The sequence below is a fragment of the Thiobaca trueperi genome, assembly GCF_004342175.1.
GTDB classification, from domain to species: Bacteria; Pseudomonadota; Gammaproteobacteria; order Chromatiales; family Chromatiaceae; genus Thiobaca; species Thiobaca trueperi.
In genome coordinates, this window is the sequence record NZ_SMAO01000009.1 from 60,025 (window position 1) to 73,497 (window position 13,473).

The following is a 13,473-nucleotide window of genomic DNA, read 5'->3' on the forward strand; positions in this document are numbered from 1 at the left end:
TCGCTGATGGGCCGTGTGGCGGTTGGACGACTTCGGGTGGTGCGGGGCTCCCAGCGGCGACAAAGGGCGGCCCCGGTTTGAGGTCTCGCCGTTGGCCGGTGTCTGCCGGGGTTTCACAGAGCTGGCGGGCCGTTGTCGGCGTCGCTGGGACGATCCGTCGTTTCGTCCATGGCAGCGACCGACTCGCGCGTGGGTACTGACTCCGCCAGACGGCGTTGCAGCCGTCTCAGACCTGCCTGGATCTCGGTCGAATGAGACCGCAGAATGGCCGGGATGGCCGTGATTTCGATGAGTTCAGTCAGGATGCCGCCACGTTCATCGCGGTGAGTCACCCACCACACCCCCGGGTACTGCGTCTCCAGCACCTCGACCTTCGACTCCGTATCGACCACGGCGCTGACCTCGCCGGTGGCTAAAGCGTCTTTGAGGGTCTGATAGGTCGCTTTCCGCATCCGTGGTCGTTGACGTAAATCGATGACGCCAGGCTGTCCGGTTTCGACAAAGTTGGCGAGCATCTCGCTGAGCTCCGTCAGAATGGCGGTTACGCTCGCCACATCGGCCCTGGATCCGCGAGGGCGGTCAATTCGCACCGGAATGTCACTCAGTTTTGTCATTTGTTCGGCCTATCGCCATGGTTGTACCACACGCAAACATCAGGGCGCCGACGCGCATCCCCGATCATCAAGCGCCACAGGTGCAACAGATTGTGGTTTAGTCGTTCCAGGGACCATGGCCGGGAATGTTGATCTGGCGCTCGTTGTAGTCACCCTCAGCCGCTTGGCGATGGCAGGCATTGCACTGGCTGAGGCTTCCAACCTCCGGATTGTCCTGGATCAGACGCGCCGGAATTTCATCGTGCTTGCGCTTGAAATCCGGGGTCTCGGTGATGCGCGGCAGGCCCTGACCCGCAGTCGAATTCGCGGGATTCTGGGCATAGGGGTTACCCTGCTGGGCCAGATTGACGGTGTTGGCGCCGAGGAAGGTACTGATTTCGGTGCGCAGTTCATCCGTTAGAGAGGCATCGTCGCCATAATGATTCGCCAGCGCGGCAGGCTCCATGATCTGCGCCCAGGCTTGTGGCGGCAGTAATCCCGGTTGGTAGGCCATGTGACAGGAGCCGCATTCCTGTTCATAGGTGGCGTTGACCACCTGGGCGAGGGTCGTGCGGGAGTCCATCCAGCCACTTGACTCGCGTTCGTCTTCTTCCCTCTCCTCATCGTCATCCCCAAACGCCAGACCGACAGTGCCCAGCGAGAGCAGGCCGATGGTGAAGATCGTGAGGATCGGTTTGTGATGGTTCATGAGTATGGTTTCCCGTTCGTTGTGTCTTGAGGTGCGAGTCCGGCGACGATGGAGCCGATCAGGTTTTCCGGTGCGAAAGACCATGCCCGCCCAGAATCAATCCTTCCAAGGGCCGTGGCCGGGGATATCGATCTGACTGTCGTTGTAGATCCCTTTGGCGGCACCGCGATGGCAGGCCGGGCATTGGCTGAAACTGCCGACATCGGGGTTGCCGGCCACCAGCGATGTCGGCACCCGGTCATGCTTGCGTTTGAAATAGCGCGTCTCGGTGATGCGCGGCAGCCCGGTTCCAGCATGGGCATCAAAGCCAACGGCAAAGGCGCGGGAACGGACCTCGCTGGCCTGATCAGCGGCATGGGCGGTCAGATAGGCGAGGATCCCGGTGCGCAGCGTTTCCGCCAGCGTGGCCTCGTCGCCGTAATGATCGCCCAGCGCGGCGGGATCCATGACCTGTGCCCAGGCCGGTGCCGGCAGCAGTCCCGGCTGATAGGCCAGGTGACAGGAACCGCATTCCTCGCCGTAAGTGGCATTGGCGACCGGGGCGACATCGGCGCGGGCGGTCAGCCAGCCGCCGCGCTTTCCGTTCCGGTCGCCGTCATCGCTGACAGCCACGCCAGCCGTGCCGAATGTGATGAGGCCAAGGCCCAGCAGGATGAGGATGCCTTTGCGATGGGTCATGGATTCGCTCTCTCGCTTACTGCGTCTTGATATAGGCGACGAAATCAGCCTTTTCGGTGGCCGTGCATTCGCGCCCGAGGGTCCATTTGCAGTTGCGCAGCAGCCATTTCTCGATCTTGGCCTGATCGGTCAGCCGCTTGGGATTGACCGATGGCGCGAGCGGCTCGATCACCTTGCCGGTGTTGGCCTGACGACCCGGCTGAGTCAGATCCTTGCCATGGCAGGTGACACAACTGCGTGCCGGGGAGCCGTCCGACTGGGGATATTCTTTAGACCAACCCGCTTTGCCTGCCGCCGCATCGGCGGCGAGCAGTGTGGCGGGGAGGCTGAGTGCGCCAGCGGCGGCCAGTGCGAGCACAAGGCTTGTTTTCATTGTTTTTCTCTCTGTTTGAATCCAGTGATCATGGAGCCGATCAGATTTTCCTGATGCGACAGACTGGAAAAGATCACGCCGGCCAGATGCAGGACGATCAGTGCCAGACTGGTGTTGGCCAGGAATTCGTGGACCTCTTTCAGGGCATCGCCGCTGAACTCGGGCAGGGCGCTCATCAGTCCGGCCAGCGGTCCCGCGAATTCCTCCGCGCCATAGAGCGCCATGCCGGTCAGTCCGGTCGCCGCGACGCAGAACAGCAGGGCGATCACCATGGCGCCGCCCGCCGGGTTGTGGCCCAGATAACGCGGAGCGCGAAACCGCAGTGCATCCTTGAGATAGCCCAGAATCTGCCGTGGGCCGTGTACGAAATCGGTGAAGCGTGCATGGCGGGTGCCGATCACGCCCCAGACCAGACGCACGGCGATCAGGCTCAGGACCAGATAGCCGGCCCAGACATGTACGCCGAGCAGATCGTCTTCGACGATGAAGGCGGTCGCAAAGCCAGCGGCGAGCGACCAGTGAAAGATCCGCACCAGCGGATCCCAGACGCGGACCCGTTCGGTTGTCACGGGCGTGGTGGTGTCGAGTGAGGCGATCCCGGACGGGGTCGCGGCTTGAATCGTCATCTGTCTGTCCCCTTGCGACGGCTGTCGGTGAAGTCGGTCGCGATCAATCACGACCTTGGGACGCAGATTAACGGGGGGGCGCTGACCGAAGGCTGTACGGGTCTGTCAGCGAATGGTCAGTTAAACACGCGGTTCAGACGGATTGCCGGCTTTACCCTGAGCAAAATAATCGCGCAGAAAATCATCGAAACTCCGGTCATCCGACGCTTCGATCTCGCGCTGGCGCTGGACTGATTCGGCGGCCAGACGGTCGAAGCTGGCCAGGCGTTCGGCGCTCAGTGTCGATGACCGCAGGGCACGCCCGTGCGCTTCGGATAGATGCTGGGCAAAGGCGAAAAAACCCTCGCCGCGTTCGCGCATCCTTTGCAGCATCTGCGCCGACGGGGTTAGATCGGGATGCGCGATCTTTTCCATCTGCACGCGCAGGTTCGCCGCGCGCGGGCCGTCCGCCACCCCATCGAGCAATGCAGCCGTCGCCACCATGCCGTCGAGCAGTTCGTGCGCCCACTGGCGAAGTTCCAACTCGGTATGGTCACGGGCCAGTCGCAGCCCCGGCTCGCGTCCGCGATGGGCCGCCAGCACCTGATTTTCGTCGATGTCGCGTCGTTCGCGCGTGCCGATACGGGGACTGTCGCGCAGCAGGCAATCGAGCATCAGGACTTCCAGAAAGAGCAGTTGCTCGATCCCGACCCCGACCGGCTCAAAGAGATTGACATCCAGCGAGCGCAGTTCGACATAGGCGATCCCGCGCCGACGCAGTGCCAGGCTCGGTTTTTCCAGCCAGTCGGTGATCTGCTTGGGTCGCACCGTGCTGTAGTACTCGTTTTCGATCTGGAGCACATTGGCGTTGAGCTGCTCATAGCGGTCGCCAACCTTGACGCCGATGGCCTCGTAGCGCGGACAGGGCGTCTGAATGGCCCAGGTCAGACTGCGGACATAGGCATCCAGGCTGTCGTAATTGGCCTTGATGCCAACGCCCTCTTCCTGTTTGTTCTGATAGCCGATGTCGCCCATGCGCAGTGAGGTGGCGTAGGGATAGAAGAGTGTGCTGGCATCGAAGTGCTGGAGATCGGTCGCCCGTCCCTGCACAAAACTGGCGCAGACCGCTGGCGAGGCGCCGAAGAGATAGGGCAGGATCCAGCCGATCCGCTGTAAGTTGCGGATCATGCCCATCTGCGCCGCATCGCGAAAGGCGCGGGCCTCGCCCGGTGTGCCGGTCTGCTCCTGATACAGCGTCCAGAAGGCGTCCGCGAAGGAAAAATTGAAATGCACCCCGGCGATCATCTGCATGGTGCGCCCGTAGCGGTTGCCCAGCCCGCGCCGGTAGGCGGTCTTCATGGTTGCCGCATTGGACGCGCCATAACGGGCCAGCGGGATCTGACCGGCGCGCTCCAGTACGCAGGGCATGCTGGTCGCCCACAGCCACTCATTGCCAAGGTGCCGATAGACGTAGCGATGGATGTCGGTCAGGAAGTCGAGCACCTCCTGCGCGCCGGTCAGGGCCGGCGTGACCAGCTCGATCAGCGACTCGGAGAAATCGGTGGTGATGTAAGGATGGGTCAGCGCGGATCCCAGGGCCGGTGGGTGCGGCGAGTCGGCGAGCCGGGCAGCGGGCGTGACCCGCAGCCCCTCTTTTTCCAGGCCGATCCGATTGCCGGCCAGGGTGGCCGACGCCCCGGCGGCGGCGAGGTCCGCCACACGCCGCTCCAGGCTGGTTTGCGAGTCGTTCAATTCGGGTGGTGTCCGGGAGATGAGACAGGATTAACAGGATGACTCAAGATTAACAGGATAAAAACAATAGTTTAAAAGTCCTGCTCATCCTGGAAAATCCTGTTGATCCTGTCTGTTTGAGGCGTGTATCAGGTATCGGTTTTCAGGAGATCATCTTAATCCTTCATGACCGCGCGCGGCTGGCGCTCGCGCTCCATCAGGATCCGGTCGGCGAGGATCCGCGCCGCCTCGTCCACCTCAATGCGGGCGATGGCCTTGCGCTGCGCGTCCAGCGCGTCCTCATCGATCTGATCCGCGTCTTCGTCCACTGGCGTGATGCCGCGCGCCTGAAGAAAACGATTCTGAAGCTCCTTGAAGGCACGCTCACGCCGCTTGTCTTCCTCGCGGCGCTCCGTCTCCCGTAGCGAGACCTGGGTTTGCGCCTCGGCGTCGCGCATCAGCTTGCTGCGCTCGGTGAGCATCCTGAAACCGACATCCTGGGCGATGCGTTCGGCGGACTGTTGCGCCAGCCGGTCCACACTGACCTGTCCGACCCGCTTGTAGTCGGCGGGCTTGATCTGCGTCCAGGGCAGTGCGTTGTCGAGCGAACGCTCGCCATGATTGGTCAAGTAATCGGCGCCCGGAAAGCGGATGTCGGGCTCGACACCGCGCAACTGAGTGCTGCCGCCGCTGATGCGGAAGAATTCGGCCATCGTCAGGCGCAGACGACCGAGATCGTTGTGCTCGCCCGGCACATAGCGGTTGAGATCGATCAGGGTCTGCACCGTCCCCTTGCCGAAGGTGGGCTCACCGATGATCAGTCCGCGTCCATAGTCCTGAATGGCGGCGGCGAAGATCTCGGAGGCCGAGGCGCTGTCGCGATCAACCAGAACCGCCAGCGGGCCGTTGTAGGCGACCCCCGGATCGGTGTCGGTCTCGACCTCGACCTTGCCGAAGTTGTCCTTGACCTGCACGACCGGCCCTGTATCGATGAAAAGGCCGGCGAGCGAGGTCGCCTCGGCCAGCGAGCCGCCGCCATTCGCGCGCAGATCGATCAGGATGCCATCCACACCCTGCGCCACCAATTGTTCGACCAGCTTGCGCACGTCACGCGTGGTGCTGCGAAAATCCTGATTACCGGCGCCTTCTGCGGCGAAATCCCGGTAAAAGGCCGGGATCTCAATAACCCCGATCTTGAGCCCCGGCGCATTGGCGAGTGGATCGACAACAAAGGTCTTGGCTGCCTGATCCTCCAGTTTGATTTCGTTGCGAACCAGCGACACCTCGCGCGTCTGGGCAGTCGAGCCGCTCGATTTCGACAGCAGTTGCAGACGCACGACCGAGCCCTTCGGTCCCCGGATCTTGTCCACCACGTCTTCCAGTCGCCAGCCGACCACATCTTCCAGCGCACCGTCGAGCCCCTGGGCGACCCCGACGATCTGATCGCCTGCGTGGATCTGCCCGGATTCCCGGGCGGGACCGCCAGGGACCGTGCTCTGCACCACGGTGTATTCGTTGTCGCCACGCAGCACCGCGCCGATGCCCTCCAGCGAGAGTTTCATGCTGATGTCGAAATTTTCCGAGGTGCTCGGCGACATGTAACTGGTGTGCGGTTCGAGTGTCTCGGTATAGGCGTTCATGAAGGTCTGAAAGACATCGTCGCCATTGAACTGATGGATTCGCCGCGCCAGTCCTTCATACCGCTTCTGGAGACGCTCGCGAATCTCAGGATCGGCCTTGCCGGCCAGGCGCAGGGTCAGGAAATCGTTCTTGACGCGCTTGCGCCACAACTCGTCGAGTTCGGCGCTGTCCTGCGCCCAGCGAGCGGTGGATGGTGACGAGGCGGATGACGGCGGGAAGGCATAGGATTCCGCGCGACCGAAATCGAATTGACCGTCCAGGAGCTTGAGCGCGCCCGCCACCCGCTCATCGACCCGCATCCGGTAAACGCGAAAGATGTCGAATGCGGCATCAAGTTCGCCCCGGCGCAGGTTCTCCTCAAGGCGACGGGCGCCGTTTTCGAAACGCTCCACGTCGCGCGCGAGGAAAAAGGCGCGGTTGGGATCCAGCGCAGCCAGATATTTGGCGAGCACCTGCCGGGCAAAGGCGTTGTCGAGCTTCACTTTGCGGTAGTGATAACGCTCCAGCACCTTGTTGATGATGATTGCGGACCTGGCGTGCCCCGAATTCGGAAAGAGCTCGGACAGTGGAACGGGATGCGGCGCGGCCAGGGCGGTGGCCGTCATCATTAGCGCAACAGCGGACAGAAACAGTGAAAGCGGCCGTCTCATGGGCAGTACTCGTGTTCGATCTCGATCAACAGAGAGACAAAATTGACCAAAGGAGGTGTCGTGACCAAAAACGCACTCAAGTCGCGGCTTGGTGTGAAACTGACAAATCTTAGGCCATAAAAAGCCTTCACAGTAGAGCCTGAATGAGATTTTTACAACGAATTATTTTTGCAACAGCGTTAAACCGCGCCAGTTCGCACGGTCGTCGATGCTGCCGGGGTCGATCCAACTCCAAAACATCGCATACCGCACGAGGCGCGATTTAAGACGACGGGGCGGGCTTCAGGTCTGATAGACCTTGCGCCGGTACAGATCCGTCCGGCGGCTGACCACCCGATCAACGAAGAGCAGCCCGTCCAGATGATCCATCTCATGCTGAAGGGCGCGCGCCTCATAGCCCTCCATCTCATACTCATGGCTCTGGCCCTGAGGATCCTGGGCCTTGAGACGGATGTGGGTCGCGCGGATCACATTGCCCGTGTAGTCGGGCACCGAGAGACAGCCCTCGCGTCCGATCGCATAGCCCTCCCAGTGGACGATCTCGGGGTTGACCAGCACCAGATGACCGTGATTCGGCGTCTTGGGCCGCCCCGAGACATTCATGATCAGAATGCGCTGGAAGCGCGCGACCTGGGGCGCGGCGATGCCGACCGCCGCCGGTCCCGCCAGACGGGTTTCCTCCAGATCCGCAATGAATGACCGCAGCTCGTCGTCGAATGACTCAACCGGCGCTGAGACCTGTTTCAGCCGTGGATCGGGGAGTGTGAGAATGTCCAGAATCGCCATCGGTCAACCAATCAGCACATCGACAGGCGAGACATCCACGGAAACGCCGCGATCACTCAGGGTGGAGAGCGCCGCATTCAGGGTCTCAAGCGTGCGATCGCAGTAACCCTGAATGTTCATGATGTAGATCGGACGCTCCTGGTGGCCGGCCACATCCGATTCCAGCTCTAAAATATTAAACCCCTGTTCCGCGAGGATTTCGGTGACATCGGCGACGATGCCGGCGCGATCCGCGCCCATGACCCGCACCTGGAGATTGGGCGCCAGATGACGGTGCAGACCGCCCTGCACGGGATCCAGATGGAGACGCAGACCCAGTTCCTCCGCGACCGGCGCCAGCGCGGCCTGAATCTCGGAATCGGTATGCTCGCCGCTCACCATCAGCATGATGGTGAAATTACCGCCGAGCCGGATCATCGACGCCTCGCCAAGATTGCAGCCGACCTGGTAGAGCGCACGGGTCACGCGTGACACGATCCCCGGACGGTCGGCCCCGACCAGGGTCAGCATATTCCAATCAGGCATGGATTTTTTCTCCATCAGACTGTCGTTTGAATGGACAGGATTAACAGGATTTCGCAGGATTAACAGGATTTTTAAGTGCTGTATTCAGGCGCTTTCCGGGAAACACTCCTCTTAGATCAGAATTTTCATTTAGACCGGATTAAAAATATTAAAAACAGTGACTTAAAAATCCTGTCAATCTTGAAAAATCCTGTTAATCCTGTCTATTTTCCCGGCCAGGATCCAGCCAGATCAGGCTCGCCATGCGTCCGGTGACGCCATCGCGCCGGTACGAAAAAAAACGGTGCGGCTGCGAGACCGTGCAGTCTCCGCCGCCATAAATGCGGTCGATGCCAAGCAGAGCCAGCCGCTGGCGGGCCAGCAGAAAGAGATCGGCCAGCCAGCGGCCAGCGCCATGCGGCTGGAAGGCGGCTGTCGCATCAGGGGCCGCCGCGATGAAACGATCACGCACCTCGTCGCCGACCGCGAAGGCAGCGGGTCCGATCGCCGGGCCGAGCCAGACCAGCAGCCGTTCGGGTGCAACGCCCAGCGCGTCCAGGGCGCTGTCCACCACGCCATCGGCCAGGCCGCGCCAGCCGGCATGAACGGCGGCGACCTGCGTTCCCCGGTCGTCGCAGATGAGCAGCGGCAGACAGTCGGCGGTCATCACGACACAGACCGCGCCGGGCGTATCCGTCACAGCGCCATCCGCTTCACGCCCCGGCGCGACCGCATCGGCGTGAATGATCGTCCGTCCATGCACCTGATTCAACCAGCAGGGTTCGGCAGTCAGGCCCAGATGTTCGATCAGGCGGGCGCGATTGCCGGCGACCTGCGCCGGCTCGTCGCCGACATGGTCACCCAGATTGAGGCTCGCAAAGGGGCCGCCGCTCAGGCCGCCATGGCGCGTGGTGGAGACCGCCTGCACCCAGGCGGGTGCGGGCCAGTCAGGACGAATCAGTTCCACGCGCACGCTCCTGTCGAAACAGCGCCAGCAGATCGTCGAGATCCGCCGCCATTGGCACCTCCCAGACCATGGGCTCGCCGGTCGCCGGGTGATTCAGACCCAGACGGATGGCATGCAGCGCCTGACGCGGAAAGCCCTGCAGGGCCGCGACCAGGGCCGGATCGGCGCCACGCGGCGGACGCGGACGACCGCCATAGGTGCGGTCGCCCACCAGCGGATGATGGCTGTGCGTCAGATGCACGCGAATCTGATGGGTGCGTCCGGTTTCCAGTTCGACAGCCAGCAGGGTATGGCCGGCATAGCGTTCCAATACGCGATAATGCGTCACCGCCGGGCGTCCCCGCGCCACCACAGCCATCCGTGTGCGCTGCGTGGGATGGCGTCCCACCGGCGCCTCGATCCGCCCGCCAGCAACCAGCTCGCCAACCGCCAGGGCGCGGTATTCGCGGTGCACCTCGCGCGCCTGAAGCTGCGCCACCAGCGATTGATGGGCGGAGAGCGTCCGCGCGACGACCAGGAGTCCGGTGGTGTCTTTGTCGAGCCGATGGACGATGCCGGCGCGCGGGATCGCCGCCAGCTCCGGGGCATGATGCAGCAGTGCATTCTGAAGCGTGCCATCGGGATTGCCGGCGGCCGGATGGACGACCAGACCGGCAGGCTTGTTGATCACCAGCAGGTGCGCGTCCTCATAGACCAGATCCAGCGGGATTGCCTGGGCGGCGCAGTCGTCGTTGAGCCGGAGCGGGGCATCGATCCGGATCGCGTCGCCGTTCCAGACCCGGTCGCGACAGCGACGTGGCGCATCGTTGACCAGTACCTGTCCGGACTCGATCCACTGCTGCAACCGGCTGCGCGAAAATTCGGGCAGGAGTGCAGCCAGCGCCTGATCGAGCCGGCAGCCCGCCAGCGTTGGATCGACCTGCACCGAGCGGCGCACGACATCGGCAATCGGCATATTCATGAGCGCACCAACTGTGGCGGGCATCGATGTCGAACGCAACAGTCTGAGCCCAACATGCGCCCTTCGGGTATACTGCGGATCATTTTGCAAAGGTGTGTTTGAGACATGTCGCGCACGTTAACACGACTGCCCGTGATACTGCTCGTCGCCGCGCTTGCCGGCTGCGGGATCTTCGGCAAGGAGATCGATCAGACCGAGGGCTGGAGCGCCGCCAAGCTCTATGCGGAGGCGGCAGGCGAGCTGGATTCCAGCAACTACGAGCGCGCCATCGAGCTGTATGAAAAGCTGGAGTCGCGTTATCCATTCGGCCGCTACGCCATGCAGGCCCAGCTCGATGTGGCCTATGCACACTACCGCGCCGAAGAGCCGGAGGAAGCCATCGCTGCGGCGGATCGTTTCATCAAGCTCTATCCGCAGAATCCATTCGTCGATTACGCCTACTATCTCAAAGGCATCGTCAATTACAACCGCAGCGTGGGCTTTCTGGACCGCTACATCCCGGTCGATGCCTCACAGCGCGACCCCGGTTCGGCGCTGGATGCCTTTGTCGATTTTTCGGCCCTGGTCGAGAAGTTTCCCGACAGCAAATATGCCGAGGACGCCCGCCAGCGCATGCTCTATCTGCGCAACAATCTCGCCCAACACGAGGTCAACGTCGCCCGCTATTACATGCGGCGCGGCGCCTATCTGGCTGCCGCCAATCGCGCCAACTATGTCATCGAGCGTTTCCAGCGCACCAGCGCCGTGGAAAGTGCGCTGGAAGTGCTGATCGATGCCTACCGCGCGCTCGGCAAGGAGGAACTGGCGGCGGATGCCAGACGAGTGCTGGATCTCAATCGTCAGGCCGGACGTTTCGTGGCGGATGAACCTGAGCCGGACAAGGGCGACATCGCGCGCAAGCTCTGGGACTACCTGAGTCTCGACAAGAATTAAACTGCGTCCCGTGCAGTATGCGATATTTTTGGATTGGACCAGCCCTGGCTGCATCGATGATTGTCGGAGCTGGCGCGGTTTAAGCTATTAAAAATATAAAATTTTAAACCGCGTCCCACCAAGAACCGTCAATGCACCAAACATTAAACACACTCGAAACCAAGCCTTTCGCTTCGGACGCGGTTTAATCTCAAATCGCCGCTTCGTCCTCTTCTCCGGTGCGGATCCGCACCACTCGCGAGACATCCGAGACGAAGATCTTGCCGTCGCCGATCTTGCCGGTACGCGCTGCTGCCGTGATGGCATTGATGCAGTCGTCCACCTGATCGTCGGCGAGGATCAGCTCGACCTTCACCTTCGGCAGGAAATCCACCACATATTCGGCGCCGCGATAGAGTTCGGTGTGGCCTTTTTGGCGGCCAAACCCCTTGACCTCAATGGCGGTCATGCCGGTAATACCCGCCGCAGACAGTGCCTCGCGCACATCGTCCAACTTGAAGGGCTTGATGATCGCTTCGACTTTTTTCATGCGTGTCTCCGTTAAGGCGCGGCTCTCGAAAGCCTGGAAGTATAAGTTCGCGATCAGGTGATGAACAGCGTCCGTGAGATCGCTGGTCAGAAGCCACTGGTGAGCGGATAGCGCCGGTCGCGCCCGAAGGCCCGTTGCGAGATCCGCACCCCTGGCGGCGCCTGACGGCGCTTGTATTCGTTGCGATCCACCAGCCGTGTGACCCGGCGCACGACATCCGCTGCATGGCCCCGCGCCACGATGGCGTCGATGCCTTCATCCTCTTCGATATAGAGCCGCAGGATGGCGTCCAGGATCTCATAGGGCGGCAGACTGTCCTGATCGGTCTGATCCGGACGCAGTTCGGCCGAGGGCGCGCGGGTCAGCACCCGCTCCGGGATCACCGGCGCGATTGTGTTGCGATAGCGTGCGAGCCGGTAGACCAGCATCTTGGGCACATCCTTGATGGGCGCAAAACCGCCAGCCATGTCGCCATAGAGGGTTGCGTAACCCACCGCCATCTCGCTCTTGTTGCCGGTGGTCAGCAGAATGCGCCCGCTCTTGTTGCTGATTGCCATGAGGATGACGCCGCGACAGCGCGCCTGGATGTTTTCCTCGGTGACATCCGCCGGCTGACCGGCGAAGACCGGCTCCAGCATCCCGAGAAAGGTCTGAAAGGCCGGTTCGATGGGGATGATCCGTGTCGTCACCTCCAGTCGCCGGGCCTGCTCCAGCGCATCCTCGTTGCTCATGTCGGCGGTATAGCGCGAGGGCATCAGGACCGCCTCGACCTGTCCGGCACCCAGCGCATCCACGGCAATGGCCAGGGTCAGGGCCGAATCGACCCCACCCGACAGACCCAGCACCGCCCCGCTGAAACCATTTTTGCGTACATAATCGCGCACCCCGAGCACCAGGGCGGAATAGATGGACGCCTCGTCTTCGAGCGGCGCTTCGCTGTCCAGTGGATCCGGATTGACCGGTATCCCGGCGTCGTCGAGATCCAGCGTCAGCACGGCTTCCCCGAAGCCCGGCGCGCGGGCGATCACCTGACCTGATCGATCCATCACGAATGATGCCCCATCGAAGACCAGCTCATCCTGTCCGCCGACCAGATTCGCATAGAGGATCGTCAGGCCATGATCGCCAGCCCGCCGTGCCACCAGCGCCTCGCGCGCTGTCCGTTTGCCGGCATGAAAGGGCGAGGCGTTGAGATTGATGAGGATCTGAGCGCCGGCCTCGGCGGCCTGGCGGGTCGGGCCGTCATGCCAGATGTCTTCGCAGACACTCAGCCCGAAGCGCAGTCCGGCATGCGTGAAGATCGTTGGTGTCGCACCCGCCTGAAAATAGCGCTTCTCATCGAAGACGCTGTAATTGGGCAGGTGTTGCTTGGCGTACTCGGCGATCACCTGACCGTCGCGCAGTACCCCGGCGACATTGAACAGCCCGCCCAGGGCACGCAGTGGATAGCCCAGCACCAGGGTGATGCCAGCGACTTCGGCGCGGATTCGCTCCAGCGCCGTCTCGACCCGCTGGATGAATTCCGGTCGCAGCAGCAGATCCTCCGGCGGATAACCGGTCAGCGCGAGCTCGGGAAAAACGACCAGATCGGCGCCCGCCTCACGCGCACGCACGGACCAGTCGATGATGCGCGTCGCATTGCCGACGACATCGCCGACCAGCGGATTCAGTTGAGCGATCTGGATACGACAGGCCACGATCATTCACTCCTTCAAAATAGACAGGATGAACAGGATTTCGCAGGATGAACAGGATGATTCAGGATTAAAAGCATTGAAAAAGCGGCTTTAAAAATCCTGTCCATCCTGGAAAA

The 13,473-nt window shown here is 62.0% G+C and carries 14 protein-coding genes; 1 reads left to right on the forward strand and 13 read right to left on the reverse strand.

The window, feature by feature from the left end; all coding sequences use genetic code 11:
- Positions 1-113: 113 nt before the first annotated feature.
- The 11 genes from EDC35_RS15570 to rluD form a co-directional block, all read right to left on the reverse strand.
- Positions 114-614 (reverse strand): hydrogenase expression/formation C-terminal domain-containing protein, encoded by a 501-nt coding sequence (locus EDC35_RS15570; protein ID WP_132978185.1) that lies wholly within the window; start codon positions 612-614, stop codon positions 114-116.
- Positions 615-711: 97 nt separating this feature from the next.
- Positions 712-1,302: a diheme cytochrome c gene (locus EDC35_RS15575; RefSeq protein WP_132978186.1), complete on the reverse strand. Its 591-nt coding sequence runs from the start codon at positions 1,300-1,302 to the stop codon at positions 712-714.
- A gap of 96 nt (positions 1,303-1,398) precedes the next feature.
- Positions 1,399-1,980: a cytochrome C gene (locus tag EDC35_RS15580; protein ID WP_132978187.1), complete on the reverse strand. Its 582-nt coding sequence runs from the start codon at positions 1,978-1,980 to the stop codon at positions 1,399-1,401.
- Between the two features lie 16 nt (positions 1,981-1,996).
- Positions 1,997-2,353: a DUF1924 domain-containing protein gene (locus EDC35_RS15585; RefSeq protein WP_132978188.1), complete on the reverse strand. Its 357-nt coding sequence runs from the start codon at positions 2,351-2,353 to the stop codon at positions 1,997-1,999.
- Positions 2,350-2,979, reverse strand: a complete 630-nt coding sequence (locus EDC35_RS15590) for a cytochrome b/b6 domain-containing protein (protein WP_132978189.1) — start codon at positions 2,977-2,979, stop codon at positions 2,350-2,352. The genes EDC35_RS15585 and EDC35_RS15590 overlap by 4 nt, the downstream gene beginning before the upstream one ends.
- 120 nt (positions 2,980-3,099) lie before the next feature.
- Positions 3,100-4,710 carry a glutamate--cysteine ligase gene (gene gshA, locus EDC35_RS15595; protein WP_132978190.1) on the reverse strand — a complete coding sequence of 537 codons (1,611 nt, stop codon included), beginning with the start codon at positions 4,708-4,710 and terminating at the stop codon, positions 3,100-3,102.
- A gap of 155 nt (positions 4,711-4,865) precedes the next feature.
- Complete coding sequence (locus EDC35_RS15600; protein WP_132978191.1) at positions 4,866-6,980, reverse strand: carboxy terminal-processing peptidase; 2,115 nt, start codon at positions 6,978-6,980, stop codon at positions 4,866-4,868.
- A 282-nt stretch (positions 6,981-7,262) separates the two neighbouring features.
- Positions 7,263-7,766 carry a peptide deformylase gene (gene def / locus EDC35_RS15605; protein WP_132978192.1) on the reverse strand — a complete coding sequence of 168 codons (504 nt, stop codon included), beginning with the start codon at positions 7,764-7,766 and terminating at the stop codon, positions 7,263-7,265.
- A gap of 3 nt (positions 7,767-7,769) precedes the next feature.
- Positions 7,770-8,291 (reverse strand): glycine cleavage system transcriptional repressor, encoded by a 522-nt coding sequence (locus EDC35_RS15610; protein WP_132978193.1) that lies wholly within the window; start codon positions 8,289-8,291, stop codon positions 7,770-7,772.
- A 193-nt stretch (positions 8,292-8,484) separates the two neighbouring features.
- Positions 8,485-9,237 carry a peptidoglycan editing factor PgeF gene (pgeF, locus tag EDC35_RS15615; protein WP_132978194.1) on the reverse strand — a complete coding sequence of 251 codons (753 nt, stop codon included), beginning with the start codon at positions 9,235-9,237 and terminating at the stop codon, positions 8,485-8,487.
- Positions 9,218-10,198, reverse strand: a complete 981-nt coding sequence (rluD, locus tag EDC35_RS15620; protein ID WP_132978195.1) for a 23S rRNA pseudouridine(1911/1915/1917) synthase RluD — start codon at positions 10,196-10,198, stop codon at positions 9,218-9,220. Before rluD ends, pgeF begins: the two co-directional genes overlap by 20 nt.
- A 105-nt stretch (positions 10,199-10,303) precedes the next feature.
- Between rluD and EDC35_RS15625 the strand changes: the two genes are divergently transcribed.
- On the forward strand, positions 10,304-11,131 hold the full coding sequence (locus tag EDC35_RS15625) for an outer membrane protein assembly factor BamD (RefSeq protein WP_132978196.1): 828 nt from the start codon (positions 10,304-10,306) through the stop codon (positions 11,129-11,131).
- A 190-nt stretch (positions 11,132-11,321) separates the two neighbouring features.
- Here EDC35_RS15625 and EDC35_RS15630 read toward each other — a convergent pair whose 3' ends face one another.
- Together EDC35_RS15630 and EDC35_RS15635 are read right to left on the reverse strand one after the other, a co-directional pair.
- A complete protein-coding gene (locus EDC35_RS15630) occupies positions 11,322-11,660 on the reverse strand; it encodes a P-II family nitrogen regulator (protein WP_132978197.1) in 339 nt (112 codons plus the stop codon).
- A gap of 86 nt (positions 11,661-11,746) precedes the next feature.
- Positions 11,747-13,363, reverse strand: coding sequence for an NAD+ synthase (locus EDC35_RS15635; protein WP_132978198.1), 1,617 nt, complete (start codon positions 13,361-13,363; stop codon positions 11,747-11,749).
- Positions 13,364-13,473 lie beyond the last annotated feature (110 nt).

What these genes read in the sequence shown, in the direction of transcription:
- EDC35_RS15570 (WP_132978185.1), bottom strand. Translation starts at nt 614, where the DNA reads ATGACAAAACTGAGTGACATTCCGGTGCGAATTGACCGCCCTCGCGGA.
- EDC35_RS15575 (WP_132978186.1), bottom strand. Translation starts at nt 1,302, where the DNA reads ATGAACCATCACAAACCGATCCTCACGATCTTCACCATCGGCCTGCTC.
- EDC35_RS15580 (WP_132978187.1), bottom strand. Translation starts at nt 1,980, where the DNA reads ATGACCCATCGCAAAGGCATCCTCATCCTGCTGGGCCTTGGCCTCATC.
- EDC35_RS15585 (WP_132978188.1), bottom strand. Translation starts at nt 2,353, where the DNA reads ATGAAAACAAGCCTTGTGCTCGCACTGGCCGCCGCTGGCGCACTCAGC.
- EDC35_RS15590 (WP_132978189.1), bottom strand. Translation starts at nt 2,979, where the DNA reads ATGACGATTCAAGCCGCGACCCCGTCCGGGATCGCCTCACTCGACACC.
- EDC35_RS15600 (WP_132978191.1), bottom strand. Translation starts at nt 6,980, where the DNA reads ATGAGACGGCCGCTTTCACTGTTTCTGTCCGCTGTTGCGCTAATGATG.
- def (WP_132978192.1), bottom strand. Translation starts at nt 7,766, where the DNA reads ATGGCGATTCTGGACATTCTCACACTCCCCGATCCACGGCTGAAACAG.
- EDC35_RS15610 (WP_132978193.1), bottom strand. Translation starts at nt 8,291, where the DNA reads ATGCCTGATTGGAATATGCTGACCCTGGTCGGGGCCGACCGTCCGGGG.
- rluD (WP_132978195.1), bottom strand. Translation starts at nt 10,198, where the DNA reads ATGAATATGCCGATTGCCGATGTCGTGCGCCGCTCGGTGCAGGTCGAT.
- EDC35_RS15625 (WP_132978196.1), top strand. Translation starts at nt 10,304, where the DNA reads ATGTCGCGCACGTTAACACGACTGCCCGTGATACTGCTCGTCGCCGCG.
- EDC35_RS15630 (WP_132978197.1), bottom strand. Translation starts at nt 11,660, where the DNA reads ATGAAAAAAGTCGAAGCGATCATCAAGCCCTTCAAGTTGGACGATGTG.
- EDC35_RS15635 (WP_132978198.1), bottom strand. Translation starts at nt 13,363, where the DNA reads ATGATCGTGGCCTGTCGTATCCAGATCGCTCAACTGAATCCGCTGGTC.